20 protein-coding genes and 2 pseudogenes are annotated in these 17233 nt (G+C 44.8%); 14 read left to right on the plus strand and 8 right to left on the minus strand.

What is annotated here, in order from left to right:
• From FEK30_RS16605 to FEK30_RS00460, 7 genes are all read left to right on the plus strand, one after another.
• Positions 1–324 (plus strand): hypothetical protein (locus FEK30_RS16605; protein WP_168191083.1); only part of this gene is annotated, 324 nt, incomplete at its 5' end.
• Between the two features lie 14 nt (positions 325–338).
• A complete protein-coding gene (locus FEK30_RS00440; protein WP_138071089.1) occupies positions 339–620 on the plus strand; it encodes a hypothetical protein in 282 nt (93 codons plus the stop codon).
• A 134-nt stretch (positions 621–754) separates the two neighbouring features.
• Positions 755–967, plus strand: coding sequence for a hypothetical protein (locus FEK30_RS00445; RefSeq protein WP_138071091.1), 213 nt, complete (start codon positions 755–757; stop codon positions 965–967).
• 15 nt (positions 968–982) lie between these two features.
• Complete coding sequence (locus FEK30_RS16610; RefSeq protein WP_168191084.1) at positions 983–1135, plus strand: hypothetical protein; 153 nt, start codon at positions 983–985, stop codon at positions 1133–1135.
• Positions 1108–1665, plus strand: a complete 558-nt coding sequence (locus FEK30_RS00450) for a hypothetical protein (protein WP_138071093.1) — start codon at positions 1108–1110, stop codon at positions 1663–1665. Before FEK30_RS16610 ends, FEK30_RS00450 begins: the two co-directional genes overlap by 28 nt.
• A complete protein-coding gene (locus FEK30_RS00455; protein ID WP_138071095.1) occupies positions 1620–2198 on the plus strand; it encodes a hypothetical protein in 579 nt (192 codons plus the stop codon). The genes FEK30_RS00450 and FEK30_RS00455 overlap by 46 nt, the downstream gene beginning before the upstream one ends.
• A 44-nt stretch (positions 2199–2242) precedes the next feature.
• Positions 2243–2914, plus strand: a complete 672-nt coding sequence (locus FEK30_RS00460) for a hypothetical protein (protein ID WP_138071097.1) — start codon at positions 2243–2245, stop codon at positions 2912–2914.
• Positions 2915–3296: 382 nt separating this feature from the next.
• Here FEK30_RS00460 and FEK30_RS00465 read toward each other — a convergent pair whose 3' ends face one another.
• Positions 3297–4112 (minus strand): MauE/DoxX family redox-associated membrane protein, encoded by an 816-nt coding sequence (locus tag FEK30_RS00465; protein WP_138071165.1) that lies wholly within the window; start codon positions 4110–4112, stop codon positions 3297–3299.
• 193 nt (positions 4113–4305) lie between these two features.
• On the opposite strand from FEK30_RS00465, the pseudogene FEK30_RS00470 reads away from it, so the two are divergent.
• Positions 4306–4742 (plus strand): annotated as a pseudogene (locus tag FEK30_RS00470) (heavy metal-responsive transcriptional regulator).
• 152 nt (positions 4743–4894) lie between these two features.
• On the opposite strand, the gene FEK30_RS16885 reads toward FEK30_RS00470, so the two are convergent.
• From FEK30_RS16885 to rppA, 4 genes are read right to left on the minus strand one after another with little or no spacing between them, the layout of a single operon-like run.
• The gene (locus FEK30_RS16885; protein WP_220094713.1) at positions 4895–5077 is read right to left on the minus strand and encodes an ATP-binding protein; all 183 of its coding nucleotides are present in this window, start codon (positions 5075–5077) and stop codon (positions 4895–4897) included.
• On the minus strand, positions 5035–5247 hold the full coding sequence (locus FEK30_RS17265) for an ATP-binding protein (protein WP_397428996.1): 213 nt from the start codon (positions 5245–5247) through the stop codon (positions 5035–5037). The genes FEK30_RS16885 and FEK30_RS17265 overlap by 43 nt, the downstream gene beginning before the upstream one ends.
• Positions 5187–6269, minus strand: a complete 1083-nt coding sequence (rppB, locus tag FEK30_RS00475) for a two-component system sensor histidine kinase RppB (protein WP_220094714.1) — start codon at positions 6267–6269, stop codon at positions 5187–5189. Before rppB ends, FEK30_RS17265 begins: the two co-directional genes overlap by 61 nt.
• Positions 6259–6957, minus strand: coding sequence for a two-component system response regulator RppA (gene rppA / locus FEK30_RS00480; protein WP_138071099.1), 699 nt, complete (start codon positions 6955–6957; stop codon positions 6259–6261). Before rppA ends, rppB begins: the two co-directional genes overlap by 11 nt.
• Positions 6958–7042: 85 nt before the next feature.
• On the opposite strand from rppA, the gene FEK30_RS00485 reads away from it, so the two are divergent.
• From FEK30_RS00485 to FEK30_RS00510, 5 genes and pseudogenes are all read left to right on the plus strand, one after another.
• Positions 7043–7420, plus strand: a complete 378-nt coding sequence (locus tag FEK30_RS00485) for a hypothetical protein (protein WP_138071101.1) — start codon at positions 7043–7045, stop codon at positions 7418–7420.
• A 105-nt stretch (positions 7421–7525) separates the two neighbouring features.
• Positions 7526–7825, plus strand: a complete 300-nt coding sequence (locus FEK30_RS00490; protein WP_062436890.1) for a hypothetical protein — start codon at positions 7526–7528, stop codon at positions 7823–7825.
• 78 nt (positions 7826–7903) lie between these two features.
• A pseudogene (locus FEK30_RS17195) lies at positions 7904–9833 on the plus strand (copper resistance system multicopper oxidase).
• On the plus strand, positions 9830–10669 hold the full coding sequence (locus FEK30_RS00505; RefSeq protein WP_138071105.1) for a copper resistance protein B: 840 nt from the start codon (positions 9830–9832) through the stop codon (positions 10667–10669). The pseudogene FEK30_RS17195 and the gene FEK30_RS00505 overlap by 4 nt, the downstream one beginning before the upstream one ends.
• Before the next feature lie 50 nt (positions 10670–10719).
• A complete protein-coding gene (locus FEK30_RS00510; RefSeq protein WP_138071107.1) occupies positions 10720–11019 on the plus strand; it encodes a hypothetical protein in 300 nt (99 codons plus the stop codon).
• A gap of 49 nt (positions 11020–11068) precedes the next feature.
• On the opposite strand, the gene FEK30_RS00515 is transcribed toward FEK30_RS00510, so the two are convergent.
• Positions 11069–11248: a hypothetical protein gene (locus tag FEK30_RS00515; protein WP_138071109.1), complete on the minus strand. Its 180-nt coding sequence runs from the start codon at positions 11246–11248 to the stop codon at positions 11069–11071.
• 105 nt (positions 11249–11353) lie between these two features.
• Positions 11354–12232 (minus strand): IS982 family transposase, encoded by an 879-nt coding sequence (locus FEK30_RS00520; protein ID WP_138071026.1) that lies wholly within the window; start codon positions 12230–12232, stop codon positions 11354–11356.
• Between the two features lie 144 nt (positions 12233–12376).
• On the opposite strand from FEK30_RS00520, the gene FEK30_RS00525 reads away from it, so the two are divergent.
• Positions 12377–14416, plus strand: coding sequence for a copper-translocating P-type ATPase (locus FEK30_RS00525; protein ID WP_138071111.1), 2040 nt, complete (start codon positions 12377–12379; stop codon positions 14414–14416).
• A gap of 337 nt (positions 14417–14753) precedes the next feature.
• Here FEK30_RS00525 and FEK30_RS00530 read toward each other — a convergent pair whose 3' ends face one another.
• The gene (locus tag FEK30_RS00530; protein ID WP_138071113.1) at positions 14754–16889 is read right to left on the minus strand and encodes a GmrSD restriction endonuclease domain-containing protein; all 2136 of its coding nucleotides are present in this window, start codon (positions 16887–16889) and stop codon (positions 14754–14756) included.
• Positions 16890–17233: the final 344 nt, after the last annotated feature.

The following is a 17233-nucleotide window of genomic DNA, read 5'->3' on the forward strand; positions in this document are numbered from 1 at the left end:
CCGGCTGGCATTACCACGGTCTCGATTCCTCCCAGGGCCTCTGGGTCTTTACTCCCCGACCAAGGCCCAGGCTTTAACGCAGATAAGCATAGAGCAGAACTCCAACGTCTAAGGGTAGAACATCAGGCGAAAGAAGCACAACGACTAGCTAGTCTTCCTACCATCCCAAAACGCCATCAGAAAATTCTGGGTTATAAGGCCCAACTCACCCCGACTCAGAATGCTGATTTATTACAGCGGGGACTAACCCAAGCTGAGATTGACTTTGCCCTTTCTAAGCACTGCTCTTTGCCTGTCAGGGTGGTTATGGCATCACAGCGCTAGATTCCATCACCAGAATGTTCTGCGGTGCCCAGCGAGCTTTAGACGACCGTACTCAACGGAAATATGACTGGGCCATTTTTGCCGGACGTAACCACCTCAAGGAAACAGGTGAAAATCCCTTATTCGTTTGGCGATCGCCCCAGTTCAACCCAAGCCAACCCTACGAGGTGAAGTTCTGCGAGGGAGCACTCAAATCCCTAATCCGAGCCTTCCTCGAATGGCGGCATAATCCCCAGGTGATTCTGGTGGGTGCAGCAGGCGGTATTTTTGGGAGCAGTCTGTCCAGCGATTGTTAGGGTCTATGACAAAGTTCGGCGTTTTACCCTCCTTCCTGATGCTGATAGCCAGAATCTGAAGAAGAAAAACCTCTATACAGGCTACGGCAAACTGGTGAAAGCCATCCCCGTCATCAAGTTCGCCGATTGGGACAGTGGCGGATAAGGCTAAAAAAGACTGTGATGAATACTTTGGCCGCTACAGGAGGAGATCGCCCTGGGATTGGCTTAAACCCTTTGCCTTTGAGAAAACTCGAAGAAAAGCCAAGGAAAGACTAGCAACCAGTGACCAGCTCACCGCTGACTTGGTACTTTCCCAGGAACAATTTGAAGCCCTCAAGCGGGTGATATTTCCCTGCGAGACTTAACCAACCAGTCTCGGGATGTATTCCTCCAAGCAGCACGAGGTCTTGGCAAAACGGAATTTGCGGGACGCTATGTTAACGCTTGGCTCCGAGGCATTGCTCCATTCCACCGAAAAGCTCTGGCTATTGATGGCGGTGGTAAATTGGGCTTTACCTACCGGACTGATCTGACTATTCACAATGGTCAATTGTTTGATGGCCATGGCCAGTTCACCGACCACCTCGCCTACTGTTCTGAATCTCGCCTTAGCCTAACCCGCCCGATCAATAATCTTCTAGACCGGGGTGCGGGTTGCTTTATTGATGAGTTTGACCAACAGCTTAAAAACCTGTTGATGTCCGCCACCCATGGCAGGGATGGTCAACGGCAAACCAATATCCAAAATTTTTGGCAAGATACTATCCGCGCTAAGGAGACCCTCGGCGTCAGTGCTGACCTCACTGATTTTGAGGTGAAACTCTTTGAGAAACATACAGGCCGCAAGCCTTTTGTCGTTAAGGTCGAACATGTCAAAAAACAACGAATTGATACAGTCTTTGAACATGAAGCCCAATGGTGCAGAAGTTCTACCAGTTACAGGATGAAGGCCAGCGAGTCTTGGTTCTCTGTAGCCGTAAATCTGATGCAAAACTTCTCGCCCATGCCTGCGGTGCCATGGCTATCCATGCTGACAATGCCCATGGGTACAAAGATTTTCTGAGTAATCCTAACCAATGGTTACGACAAAACCGCCCGGGACTATTCGCCGTTTCCCCGATCCTTGGTACTGGTTTTTCCATCACTGCCGATGCTTTTGATGCGGTACTGCTCTATGGCTGGGCTGATAACCTCACTGCGGCTGATTTGATGCAGTTTCTCGACCGCTATCGCCTTAATGTTCCTCGCTATATTTGGGTAGAGGAAACCAACCATCAATATAATCAGCTCACCCCAGACGCTTGTTTTAAAGCTCGACTGGCTAAAGCAAAAGCAAGTCGTCTTGATGATGAGTGGCGCTGGATTGATCCAGGTGATCCCTACTTCCACTACCAGGCGGAAAAGAATTGGTCACTGGCTCACCTTCGGGCAGACCTGCTGGCTCGACTAGAACGGGATACAAAGACCGTCAACTATGAACTGTGTCAGCTTCCAGCGGATGAGGTCAAAGACATCATAGCCGGGTCGCTGCTATCCGTAGCGAGTTTAAAAAGCATGATGCAACCCTCACAGCCCAAGCCAATAACCTCACCCTAGAACAGGCTAAACAATACCGAGACAGGGAAGATGAACTGACAGAAGTGGAACGGCGATCGCTCTATAAATTTGACCTGGCTGATTGGCGTGTATCTGAACCCGAAACAGTCACTGCTGATGATGTCCTTAAAGACCGGAAGGGGCGGCGGCGAAAGGAATTAGAAAAGCTAGAAATGCAAGCTTTCCCTCAAATTGCCCAGGCCCTCGACCAAGCCAGCATCCACAAACAAAAGGGTGGAGTCTGTCAGCAAGATATTTCCCACCATAGCCTCAGGGTTCAAACCCTCGAAAATATCGGCATTGGCAAAATCCTTGACCACGTTTTATCAGGCCAGGAGTGGCATGCCAATCACCCCATCGTTAGAGAAGCCGCGCAGATTCTGGCGAGTCAGCGTGATGAACTAGCTTTGATGGGAGTTAGGCTGACCTGCGGGAAAAATGCCACCCCATCAGCCTACTTTGGAGCACTCCTCAGAATTTTTGGCTTACGGACTGAGTCAAAGCAAATTACGATGAACAATCGCCGGATACGAGTCTATTGTCTTGATGGAGATAACTTAGCTCTCACCAAAGCGGATTTAGTCGCTCGATTACCCCGAAATATTGAGCGGTATGGTGAGTTACAGATGAACTCTGAAACCCCGTGGATACAGGAGATTTATAGTCTGCACACACCTTTTGAAAATAATAATAATCGGGGTGTGTGCAGCCGTTAAATTCACTACAGGATATTGGTTGTAGTAATCTTGAACCTGAGCCAGATCCACTACCTCCACTCATAGAAAGAACTCAAAAAGCACCCATTGAGCTTTGCCATGGGTCAAGAACTGTCATCGAGGGTTTAATTCGTGCCTACAACGTCAAAACCATCAGGAAAATTGCTCTGTGGTTCGACAATTATGCTGGCTCTGAGTGGGTTGATGCCTTTAATTTATGATTTTTACTGCGCTAAAAACACTACAAAAACTAGATTTATATCCCTATACTCCTGAGATACTTAAATCTTCATGATTAAAAGGTTTCTCGTCGGGAGAAAGTCGCTTCTGGAAGAAGGATTTCATCAAAATAGAAGCGACTCGTGCACTATTGTGAGGCAGTCTACTTATTTTTCATTGCTTCAACCTGGGCGATCGCCGCTTCTCGAAAGAAGAGAGTCGATTGTGTTTCCACTGGACGAGTACTTACGGTCGAGAAAATGAGAGTCGCTCCCATGAGCGCCATGATGGCATTCTCCGCAAAGCTCACAATTCCTAGGGGTGCTTTAGAATTCCCACCAATGCAAGCACAATTCAACGCAATTTTATCAATATAAACTGCCTTGAAAACCGATACCGCACCACTCATACCAATTGCCAAAGAGCTGATACCGGTTGCTAAAGGAGCGATTCCCGAAAGAAAGCCCAGACCGATCAACAATTCCGCAAAAGGATAGACCTTGCCATAGGGTTTAAACTTTTGAGTCACGAGATCGTATTTCGCAAAGCTTTCCGAAAAGGAATTAATATCCATCAACTTCAAGGAAGCCAACATCGATAAAGAAACACCCATAAAACCAGAAACACCGATCGATGTCGCCGCAGCAATCAAACCAGCAGTGGAGAATAAAGCCGCCACAGGTGTATAGGAATAATCTGGTTTTTCAGGTTCAATATCAAAATAATCAGCTAAATCGCTATACCCACCAATGCGATAGTCACCAAAAAAGATTTGTGGCGTTGTAGGTACATCATGCTTTGTTTTAAAAGCAGCAACTTCTTCTGGTGAAGTTAAGCGTACATCTTCAAAATCAATGCCATGTTCGTTAAGAAGATTAATTGCCCTCAATCCCCAAGGACATTCATGTTCAGAAGTTGACATACGATATAGTCTGACGGCTTTTGGCTCAATACTTACGTTGCCGTGAGGGCTTGTCATAGTTTTTGTGATTGTAGACATGGGTTTGTCTCCTTCAATAGAAAAGGTAGTTGTTAGTTCCATGCATCAACCCTAAACCCTGTAGTGAGCTGTAGAGTCAAGAGGATCAATGGCTTTTTTTGAAAAAATCTTTTTGCTTTACTCTCTAGTTAGGTGCAAGGTTTAAGATGGAAGAAAATAAAAGGAATTTTCTATGGCGGTTATTACTGGCTTAAAAATAGGCGATGTGGCGAAACAAACAAAAGTAGCTGTAGGAGCATTACGCTATTACGAAGATCAAGGACTGATCAATTCGGAGCGGGGTGATAATGGCTACCGTTACTACTCACCAAACATTGTGCAGCAGGTGCGATTCATTAAAAAAGCCCAATCCCTCGGTTTATCCCTGGAGATATTCGAGAAATTTTGACGGTACATCGCCGTGGTGATCTACCTTGTGATTTTGTTCAGCACCTATTGCAAGAAAAGATTCAGCAGCTTGAGGTAAAAATTCAAGAAATGATCCTTTTTAAAACTGAGTTAGAGGCTTATCGCGACCGTTGGAGCAGTGATCAGATTCATTCACAGCCGGAAGATATTTGTCCTTTGATTGAAATGGTTCCCTTAACGCAGGTATCTGATCGTAAATAGGTGTGACGAGAATGTGACATTGTCTTTTTGGGGTAGCCGATGAGGTGCTTGGGTTACGATGAGTCGCTTTGGTAATCTTCCCATTCGGTTGGCGATCGCCTGTGGTGTTTGACGGATACCCTCGCAAAGGACAGTAGATAGCTTAGGCCCAACTAAGTATTGTGATTTTCTAGAATGGTTTTCCTGCGAGGTAAAGGTAAGTGAAGAGTAAATGTACTACCTTGGTTAGGGCGACTGATGAGGTGGATATTGCCTTGGTGAGCGCGGGCGATCGCCTGGGCAATGGCCAGCCCTAAACCTGTACCTCCGGTATGGATGGCACGGTCTGCATGCACCGATAGAAACGATCAAAAATATATTTCTGGTCTGCAAGGGGAATACCAACACCTGTATCGGCGACCTCTACTAAAATTTCTCGGCTTTGGCGTCTGAGGGTAAGGGTGATTATGCCGCCAACGGGGTGTACTGAATAGCATTGGCAATCAAATTGGCGAGGAGTCGATATAACTGCTCTTCGTTGCCAAGGATTTCAAAGGGGTCATTTGGAGGGATCTCAGCGAGGAGGGTGAGGTGGGCGGCGATCGCCATTGCTGAGAATTCTTCGATCAAGTCTGTGGCGATGGTCGCCAAGGAGCAGGGTTGCTGGAGGGGTATCGGTTCCAAATCTAGGCGCGACAACAGCAATAAATCCTGCACCAAGTGGGCAAGACGATTATTTTGACGCTCAATAATTTTTAAAGTTTGACGACTGTCTACCTCCGTCAGTTGTGGTTCCCCAAGGATAAAGTCAATGGTCGAACGAATCACCGTCAGCGGCGTGCGGAGTTCATGGGCGGCGTCGGCGGTAAATTGTTGAATCTGTAGATAGCCGCGGTAGGCCGGAGCCATCGCTAAATTAGATAGCCACCAACTGGCGGCGAGGACTAAAACCATAACAGTGGGTAGCCCCAGCATTAACTGCCAGCGCAGGTGGTGGAGAACCGTTTCATATTCTGTGAGCGATCGCCCCACTTGGATATAACCCCAGGGTTGCTGATCATTGGTTTTAAGGAATAGTGTAATTTCGCGGTAGGCAATTCCGTCAGTGTCTATGCGAGTTTGGGGTTGTTCTGACGAGGGAGAATAAGCATTTTGTTCGTAATCTGGCACCTGACCCACAGTTGCCAACAGTTTGCCTGTCTGATCAATGAAACGCACATAATAATTTTCTTGCTGCACCATCCCCACAATGTGGCGTTGCTCACCAGCAATTGCTGTTTCACATGACTTATCCGCTACACACACCACACCTGGTAAAAAATGTTCTACCACGGGTTCTACTTGGCCCACCTCTGCTAAAGCAGGTTCAATGCCGTCATGGAGAGTTCCGGCAATGGTTACTAATTTCCGGTTCAGAGATTGCCACTGGTCATGGGCGATCGCCCGATAGAACCCCAGCCCAAAGACTAATAAAATCAGCCCCATCGTCCCAGCGTACAACCCCGCTAGTCGTTGTCTAGTCCGTAAAAAAGCCGGGTTACGATTCATTGACCGCCTTTCCCGGAGCCAAGCGATAGCCCAAGCCATGTACCGTTTCAATCAAATCTTCCGCCCCACAGGCTATCAATTTACGCCGCAGCAAACGCATCTGCGCCGACACCACATTGCTTTTTAGGTCAGCATCCATTGACCACACGTGGTACAAAATTTGATCTCGGCTCAAAATTTGTTGGGGATGTTGCATCAAAAATTCTAACAACTGAAATTCTTTTGCTGTCAGTGTAACTGTTGCACCGTTGTCCGCCCTAATCGTGAAACTGTCATAGTCCAAGGTGAGGGGCCCCAAAGTTAAGCGCCGTGATTGGAGGTGGGGCGATCGCCGTTGTAAGGCCCTCAGTCGCGCCAACAATTCCGCATTACTAAAAGGCTTTACTAAATAATCATCCGCCCCAGCATCCAGACCCTGCACGCGATCTTCTACTCGATCCTTTGCCGTCAACATCAACACCGGCAATGTATAGTTTGTCTCCCGCAACCGCTGACAGAGCGCTAACCCCGACAACTTCGGCAGGAGCCAATCTACCACCAATACCGTATATTGCGCCCAAGGACTTTGCAGATAATCCCATGCCGCCTCGCCATCCCTCGCCCAATCCACAATATATTTTTCCCGCGTCAGGGTGCGCTCAATAATTGCCCCTAAATCTGGCTCATCTTCTACCAATAAAATTCTCATTGCCCTCGTTTCTACAAAATTTCATTGCCATTTCATTTTTGCCCACTACCATCAAGACCATCATCACAAATTTAATCGAGATTTCATGCGTCAATATATCTTTGCTCTCTTAACTTCCCTGGCTGTTCTCCCCACAATCACACCAGCGGCGATCGCCCAGTCGACCCATGGCAATATGCACCATGCTGAACCCATGGGGACTATGGAAACCATGGACCATAGCGAGCACATGGAAAATATGCACCATGCTGAGCAGATGGAGTCCATGGAAGAAATGAATCACGCAGAACACATGGAAGGCATGAACCATTCTGAACATATGGAGCATTCTCCAGAAGCAAATTCTGACTGTTCCCATAAAACCATGGCAGAACCGACTAGCAGTCTGAACAATACTGATCTCGTCGCCCATGCTGGCCATCAACATGGTCGCCGTAAAACTCCTCCCACAAACAACGGATAACCCAATTCATTAGTTCGGGCTAAATCAGGTGGGGGTTATTCGCCCCTACCCAAGCCCCAATAGCCCCGTTGTTCCCCTGGTATTTAAGAGATCTAGCCCAAGACCATGCGTTTTTTTAATCAGTCTTATATTCGCTATATTCACTATGCTCTTGTGCCTATTATTCTCCTGCCTTTCCTCCTGACTCTGATTACAGGTTCCCTCTTTCAAGTTGCTGTCCTAACCGACAAAGTTGATCAGTACATTTGGCTGCTGGACTTGCATCGAGGCACATTCGGCAATGTCAATCTTGATTTTATTTATCCATTCTTAAATGCTTTTGGCCTGCTTTTCATGGTCGTGACAGGTTTTGTCCTGTGGCTTTTGAAATTTTTGAAAATGATCCAAAAAAGAAAAACAATTTAACTGTTTAATCTCAGTAAATCAAAGAAATAATTATTAAAAATTGACCACGATCAACCCCTACGGATAACAAAATCTGTGATGAAGGAACGATATACAGCTATCAGTCGGCGACAACTATTAAAATTAGCAACGGGATTTGGCGTTAGCGTCGGTTTACATCCCCTACTCCACCGATCAGCCCGTGCCACGGGGGTTGCTTCACCGATGTTAGGGGAACTCCTGCCGATAGATCGCTATCCAGATCAGATTGATCTCAGAGTCTTTCAGGAGCAAATCAAAATCGGCGATCGCCAAAGTAATGCCATCACCGTCAACGGCACAGTCCCCGGCCCGGTGATTCGCCTCAAAGAAGGACAAATCGCCAAGATTAATGTGAGCAACGAACTCGACAGCGAAACATCGATCCATTGGCATGGGTTAATCCTGCCTGCCACCATGGACGGCGTACCGGGCATTAGCTTCAACGGCATCAAGCCCAAAACCACCTTCAGCTACGAATTTCCCGTCAACCAAAACGGCACCTACTGGTACCACAGCCACAGTGGCTTACAAGAACAACAGGGACATTTTGGTGCCTTAATCATCGACCCACTGAAACCCGAACCCTTTAGCTATGACCGCGATTACGTCGTGATGCTCTCGGACTGGACAGAAGAAGATCCCCATCAAGTTCTGAGTAATCTGAAGAAAGTCAGCACTTTTTATAACTACCAACAACGCACGATCGCCCATTTTGGCGAAGATACTGACTGGGCAAAGATGCGCATGGATCCTACTGATATTGCTGATGTCACTGGGGCAACCTATACCTATCTGATGAATGGCATGGCGCCAGCGAATAACTGGACAGCATTGTTTAAACGGGGAGAAAAAGTCCGTCTGCGATTTATCAATGCCTCTGCCATGACCTATTTCGACGTGCGAATTCCGGGGCTAAAAATGACTGTTGTGCAGGCGGATGGTCAAAACGTTCAACCTGTACCCGTTGATGAATTTCGGATTGCGGTGGCAGAAACCTATGATGTGATCGTCGAGCCAGAGGAAAGCAAACCCTACAGCATTTTTGCAGAAACAATGGATCGTAGCGGCTATGCTAGGGGAACTTTATCGCCTCAAATGGGCCTGGTTGCGGCGATCCCTCCCTGAGAACTCGTCCCCTCCGCACAATGGAAGATATGGGCATGGATCACGGTTCCCACGGTGACCATGGGGGACACGGCTCGAAACAGCAAGCCAAACCCACTGACCATAAGAACTATCAAATGGAGCATTCTGGGCATGAGATGAATGCCATGCCCAATGAGGATCATTCCCATTCTGGGCACAATATGCCTGAGATGAGTCCGTCATCAGCGATGGATCACTCCAGCCACGATATGCACAACATGGATACAGCCCCAGCGATGGGTCATTCTGGACATGGTATGCACCAGATGGATCATGGGGGCCTGATTTAGGTGAGGCGGTGCCCCATGGCCCAGATCACCATGGGGTCGGTAATGCAGGTGTACCGATGATGGTGAAAAATCGTCTCCATGAGCCGGGAATCGGTTTAGAAAGTATCCCCGACCATAAAGTCTTGGTCTATACAGATCTACGTAGTTTAGAACCAGGATCTGATCGGCGATCGCCCGAGCGAGAGTTAGAGCTACATCTGACGGGCAACATGGAACGATATATGTGGTCTTTTGACGGCAAAAAATATTCTGAATCACCCATTTTGCAGTTCTACTATGGCGAACGGTTACGCCTAACTTTTGTTAATGACACCATGATGGAGCACCCGATCCATCTCCATGGCATGTGGATGGAAATTGACAATGGTGCAGGGGCTTATAAACCTCGCAAACATGTCCTCAATGTCAAACCTGCCGAAAAATGTTCCGTTGAAGTCAATGTGGATGTGACAGGAAACTGGGCTTTCCATTGCCATCTGCTCTATCACATGGAAGCAGGTATGATGCGCACCGTCACAGTTGTAGAACGTCCCCTGGGAGAACAGTCGTGAAGCATTATCTTTTAAACAAAACCCTAGGGGCGATCGCCTTCAGTTTAGGACTGCTGCCCATGAACCCAGCCGCCGCTGAACACGGTCCATTACCAGAAACGGCGATCGCCCAACATAACCATGGCGCTGATCATTCAGATATCCCCCCAAGATTTACCCCCCTCCCCGGCGTAGAACCGAAGTATCACGGCGATGAAACCTATGGACTCTTGCTCTTTGAACAATTGGAATACCGTAACCAATCAGGGGAAAACAGTGTGAATTGGGAAGTTAACGGCTGGCGTGGCGGTGATTACCAGCGGCTATGGCTTAAATCTGAAGGTGAAATTGGTACGGAGACAGGCGACGGCGAACAGGAAACCCAAGTGCTCTATTCCAAACTAATCGCACCATTTTGGGAACTGCAAACGGGACTTCGTTATGACTCCGAATGGGAAGAAAATGGCAGCAAAGATCGTTTTTTAGGCGTGATTGGCCTTCAGGGTTTGCTGCCCTACAAACTAGAAACCGATGCTGCACTATTTATCAGTGAAGCTGGGGATATTTCTGCCCGTTTTAGTCTAGAACGACAATTACTGCTCACCCAACGACTAATTCTGCAACCAGAACTAGAAGTGAATCTTGCGGCTCAATCCGTGGAGGAATTCGGCGTCGGTTCTGGTTTGAATGATATTGGCCTGAGTGCCCGTCTCCGCTACGAAATTAGTCGCAATGTTGCTCCTTATGTGGGAATAGACTGGTCACGCAAATTTTTTGGATCTGCGGACTACAGTCGAGCAGAGAGTGAAGACGTGGAAACTTGGGCGGCTGTGGGAGGAATAAGACTTTTATTCTAAAAAAACGATAAATCGTTCACTAATGAATTGGAAAGAACTAAATGATTAATATGAGAACAGCATTATTAATGTTATTAGCTACACTGGCAATTCCTCATTCGGCTTATTCTCATAAGCAAAAATATCATATCAAGAAGCCAAAATCTTCTAAGTCAGTGCTTAAAAAAGATGATGTTTTTGAACGACAAGAAGTACATCAAAATATCACTAAAAATCATAAAGTGGGTGAGCAAAATCAAAAGAGTCCCCCACCAAATACCCAAATCCCAGATGGTTTAGGAGAACTCCTATTTGCGATGACTATCGCAGTTCCGGCCACTCTCTATGGTCTCAGTAGCAGCAACGATTAATAGATTTTGATATGAATAAGTGTTTACTTAATAATCTATTTGAATCACATTAAGATGCTGCCGCTAAAATCACTGGGGGGATGTTAATGCTGGTACATTCCCAGCTCCAGCCTCGCATTATACCGCCACGCCCGATCATTCCCCCCATCAATAGAACTCCAACAAGTAAAGAAACAAGAACACCGCCAGCAAATCCAGCTGCAATAAAAGCTAAAACTTTGGTATCCATGGTCAAACCTCTTTTTAATTTAAGACTCCTAAAGAGAGACCTGTAATGGCCTAAAAGGCATACTATGATCATAGATCCAATAGTCAGCTTTAACGTGAGTTCGGGTTAAGCCGAAGGCTGTAATGCCCAGTCTAACTGTAGCGAGGGCTTTTTCGGCTGATGGCAGTAGGCGATTAAGCCACAAAGTATATTCACAAAGCAATTCACCGGACTACGATGGCGGGAATGCTCAATTTGTGAAATATTCTTTAACTGGTCAATCACTGTCTCAATAATGAAGCGCTTTCTCGATAATAATTTATCTGTCAAACGCATTAATCTGTTCTTCATGTTGCGTTTTGGCTTCGCAAAAAACTCAATCCCATAGGTTTCCCGTAACTTCTCCGTTAACGGTTGAGAAACGTAGCCTCTGTCTGCAAAGACTTTGCCAAATAATTGCTGCACTAACTCCTCTACGGGTTTTCTGTCATCTACATTACCTGCGGTGATTTGAACATTGAGCAACTCTCCCAGTTCATTGACCACTAAATGAAGCTTAAAACCATAGAACCAACCCACGGAAGTTTTGCCGAGAGCCACAAGACCATCAAAGACCTTGTGACTGTGAATACGCCTACTGTGACAGACTTTTAGGCTTGTCGCATCAATGAAACTGATACCTGTGCAGCTCCCGAAACAATGCTTTAAATACACACATAAAGGCACAATCGTCGAAGGTATCCACTCGATAAAACGCTGATAGCTGACGAGGTGTGGAAAGGCTTCTCGCCAATGTTGACAAACATACTTTTCGTAGAAATGTTTGAAATTACGGTAGGATTCGCGATGAAAGGAGATCAAGATTGTCAGAATTTCGCTGAGGCATAAACGACGGGAGCGAAGTCGAGTCACTGTACCGCCTTGAATTAACTCTTGATGCCAGAGAGGCTCAAAGATTTGACAGAAGTCATCCACATTACAGAAAAGTTCTTCTAGACTAGACATGGGGTGAGTAGATTGGTTTAGTTTGGACACTTCCAGACTACTCTACCCCTCTTCCCTTATCCCGAACTCACGTCAGCTTTAATCTTTCCCCTAAAGAAAAGGTAAGACAACGCAAAACAATGCAGAATTATCTCGAAAATTGTAATGAATCATTCCCATTCTCAGGATCACCATTCCAAGCATCAGAATCATCATAAAGGCAGTAAACATGGGCACCATGGTGGCCACAGCGGCCATGGACACCACAGTCCAGGGATGTTTAAACAGCGTTTTTTTGTCTCACTAATTTTGACGCTACCAATCTTATATTTTTCCCCACAGCTTCAAGGCTGGCTGAACTATGAAGCGATCACCTTTCCTGGCTCTGGGTGGATTAGTCCGATTTTGGGGATTGCCCTCTATTTCTATGGTGGTTGGCCTTTCCTCCAGGGAGCATGGCATGAATTTAAAAGTAAGATTGGCATGATGACGCTGATTGCTCTGGCGATCACCGTGGCTTTTATCTACAGTGTGGCTGTCTCCCTAGGTTTAGAGGGCATGCCTTTTTACTGGGAACTGGCAACATTAATTGACATTATGCTGCTAGGCCACTGGATCGAAATGGCTTCGGTACAGGGAGCCAGTAAAGCCCTGGAAGAACTCTCTACTTTAGTACCTAATGAAGCTCACCGTATGCAGGATGGGCAAATTGAGGATGTGCCTGTAGATGAAATTCAGACCGGAGATGTGATTCTGATTCGTCCAGGAGAACAAATTCCCAATGATGGGGAAGTGATTGAGGGGCACACCAGTATTAACGAGTCATTTTTAACGGGGGAATCAAAGCCTGTTCATAAAGAAGTTGGTGATGAAGTTGTGGCGGGCTCTGTGAATACAGATGGCTCTGTGCAAGTGAAAGTGACGCGGATTGGAGAAGATACTGCCATCAGTCAAATTATGCGATTGGTGGAAGAAGCTCAATCGTCCCGAAGCCGCTACCAAGTATTAGCCGATCAAGTTGCCTACTGGCTGACCATCATCGCGATCGCCTCTGGTACCCTCACGTTTATTGTCTGGCTCAGTCTCACTGATCTCATTTTTTCTATCAATCGAGCGGTCACAGTCCTAGTGATTACTTGTCCCCATGCCCTAGGGTTAGCGATCCCTTTGGTGATCGCCAATTCCACGGGGTTGGCTGCCCGCAATGGCATTTTAGTCCGCAATCGAGACTCTTTAGAACGAGCAAAAGATATTAAAATTGTCGCTTTTGATAAGACAGGAACATTGACCCAAGGCCAATTTGGGGTGCAAGCGGTTACCGCGGATGGCATGGAAGATGATCAGGCATTGGCGATCGCTGCCGCCTTAGAAAATCCATCCGAGCACCCTCTAGCGAAGGCCATTGTTGGTGCAGCCAAAGATGATCAGTTGCAACTCCCCCAGATGCAAGATTTTCAAACGATTACTGGACGGGGAGTGCAAGGCATCATTGAGGGTCAAGCCTATTATGTAGGGCGTCCTGAGTGGGTAACAGAGAGAAACTTATCTTTTCCTGATTCGTTACAACAAGCGCTAGATAGAGCTGATGATCGTGGTGAAAGTGCTGTTGTCTTGATGGCGGATGATCGTGTTATTGCCGTAATCTCCATGGCTGACCAAGTTAGGAAACGTGCTCGTACCACTATTGAGCGTCTCCATCAGATGAATATTCAGACAGTGATGATCACGGGTGATGCAGAGGCTGTAGCTCGGGCCGTCGCTGAGGATTTAGGCATTGATCGCTATTATGCTCGTGTATTACCAGAAGACAAGGTTAAGCGTATTAAAGACCTCAAAAAAGATGCCCCCACTGCGTTTGTCGGAGATGGAATCAATGATGCAGCAGCACTCCTGGAAGCCAACATGGGGCTGGCGATTGGAGCAGGTACTAATGTGGCAATCGAATCTGCTGACTTGGTATTAGTGGAAGATGATCCTTTGGATGCGGTGAAAGCTCTAGTGCTAGCCAAAAAGACCTACAGCAAGATGCTGCAAAATTTATTTTGGGCCACAGGGTACAATATTGTCGCAATCCCCTTAGCAGCCGGGATATTATCGAAATGGGGAATTGTGCTCTCCCCTGCAGTGGGAGCCTTACTGATGAGTCTTTCTACTGTAATTGTGGCGGTTAATGCTGTGCTGTTGCGCCGTGTTAAGCTGGCATGATGATTACCTGATTCTTCTTTCGTGTGACCTAATTTTTTTTAAAGAGAGAAGATAACTACTTGATTGAGTTGGCCCTTACCACTGTTTTTACTTGTAAATAAACGAAGTCTGATTGTGTGGATGAAATTTGGTGAGAGTGCTTTAACCCGAATTATCGTAAGCTTCCTGAAATCGCTGAAACTACTGCTATACATGGCTTTTAGGAAAAATAGCTGCAAATTATCGTAAGCCTGGGCTATTTTTTGTCTACTCTTAAATTAATTCTATCGCCGGGGATCATTGCCCCATAAGTTTTTCAGAGGGGCGATCGCCGAGAAATATGCTTTGTGGAACGTTATTAGATTTCATCATCACTGCTACTCATTTGCTTTTCAAAAGATTGCCGTACTAGACCAATGACATAGGGAAGTTGCTCTAAATTTTCTAAACCAACTTCGACATCACCATTTCCCCAACGACCTAAATTAGTTACATCTTTGCATAAGCCTTTAGGATCACTGATTTCAGGAAATTTCATATTAAGGGATAATCTTAATCGTTTGGCTTGAGGTACGACATCAACAAAGTTAGTTTCTGCTTTATAAGCCACATAAAGCTTTAAAAACTCTTCTGCAATGCAAGGGTCGAGAGCTAAAACTTGATTTCTGAATTCTTGAAATAGTTTTTTAATATTACCGGAAAGTAAGTGCGGATGATCATCAATGGAATAATTGTCATTACTCTGATCCTTTTGTTGATAAACATCTAAAATATCCTGACCAAGTTTAGGAGAAGACCAAACTACAAGTGCTTTATTGGATAGTGTTTCAGCTCTTTTGATAATTTCTTCTTCAGTCCATTCTTTAATTTGACCTAATCCCTGATTTAGTGATAAAGGACTATATTTAAATCCAATTTCTTTTGCTGTTCCACCATCAACTTCTATTGTTAATTCTCTTTTTTCTGGAAATGGACGATCACTATATTCTGAGTTATAAGCTGTAAGTGTTAGGTTTCCTAATGTATGTAACCATTTCGCTTGAATTGCTTGCCAATTTTCGCCAAGAGCTTTCTGCCACTCATCAGATAATTTTTTATTCTGTGGCATGATATGTTCAATTGTATATTCATCGACAATGACTGACGATTTTTTGTTATGATTTTCTAAGCGACGAAGCCAATATGAACGGTTACGAAAGTTATATAAGTCACGAATTGCTAGTTCTCTCTTAAACTCTTCATCACTAGGAAATCTTCTGTAAGAGGGAAGGGTCAAAAATCGAGCTTTAATGCTTTCTATATACCTGTCTTTTTTGAGGAATTTATGAAAATTGGCAAATGTTTTATTCAATGAGTTTGTGGGAATTGAACAAATAGCTCTACGAAAAACATAACTTTCAATGAGCCTCGTAGCTTCTAGCAATTCATTTTTAGAAAGAATTTTATTCTGATAATCAGCGTACAATTCGAGGAGTAGTGGGTAACATACATCGACTTTTAATTCTCTTAAATCTCTGAAAGCATTTTTCAAGTCTTTGTCTGTTTCTCTCCCAAGAGCAATGGCACAATAATATTTTGAGAATCGATATAAATCTTCGACGGTTTTATTTATGATATTGGAATCTATAATCTTTGAATTTATAAGTTTTTTGAATGTGACATACACATCCGTTTTCTTAGGCAATTCGCCTAACTTTACTGTTAAATAATATCGCATGAAGCTGTCAAAGTAGCTACTATAAGCTTCTTGACCAAATTCCAACTCCATTCTACGCCAATAATTTTCATAGAGACTCGTTTGCTGTTCCGGTTCGAGTCCCATAAGGATAAAATTACGTATTAAATCAGCTTGGCTCAACTCTCGCCCTGTTGAGTTCATGCTTTCAAATATGAGTTGAGGATTATCAGATTTTCGGTCTAAGGCAATGTCAACAACCATTAATTTTTTCAGACCCTTGCACAACTGGTAAAGATTATTATTAATTCCCCTAATCTTTTGAGTAAAAAAATCAAAGTTAGTGGAAATTTTAAGAGATTTGTTATGTGGAAAATCCTGATTCTTCAGCAACGATAGCCATGTATCTTTATCTGTTTGAGTTAATATTAGCTTATATTTTTCAGAAGGATCATCAGGATAAGGATTCGTGAGATATTTGCCACGAATTTGAGAAGAAGAAAATCCCTTTGGTATTTTTTCTTCGGAATAATTTTCCAATTCTCTTGCTAAAGCTTCTAATAAAATAGAAATAGTTGTCAGTCGTTGTTGACCATCAATGATCAATAGGGGAGAAGTTGCACTTTCATTCGACATTATATAAACAACTGAACCTATAAAGTGTACTTCTATTTTGTCACTTTTTCCTGCTCTAATAATGTCATCCCACAACTGTTGACATTCTTTGATTTCCCATGAATAAGTACGTTGATAGATGGGGATATTTAATTGCAGTGAGGTTTGCAGAAATTTTAGTAACTGTGTTGCTTGTGCTTTCATTGAAATTTTGAAATTATTAAGAATCTTGGATGATGTATGTAATCGCCGTCTATTTATGAATTCTGCTTTGTGAAGTAATCAGTCATTACTCGCTCTACCAAATCGGACATATCTTCTTTTTGACTGACAGCGTAAAGTTTGATTTGGTGATGTAGCTCGTTACTGAGATAGAGAGTTGTTCTGGTGAAATCAGGACTAGCACTTTTCCCAATAGGTCGTTTGTTCTTGTTGAAGTGTGTTTTCGGAGGCATTCTGTGTTCCTCAAAGGCGATCGCCACCTATACTTTAACCTTTATTGCAATTTATAAATGTTTAAATGTTTAAAGTTTTATTCGTATTACACT

Origin of the sequence: Picosynechococcus sp. PCC 11901 (assembly GCF_005577135.1) — a bacterium.
Classification (GTDB): Bacteria; Cyanobacteriota; Cyanobacteriia; order Cyanobacteriales; family MRBY01; genus MRBY01.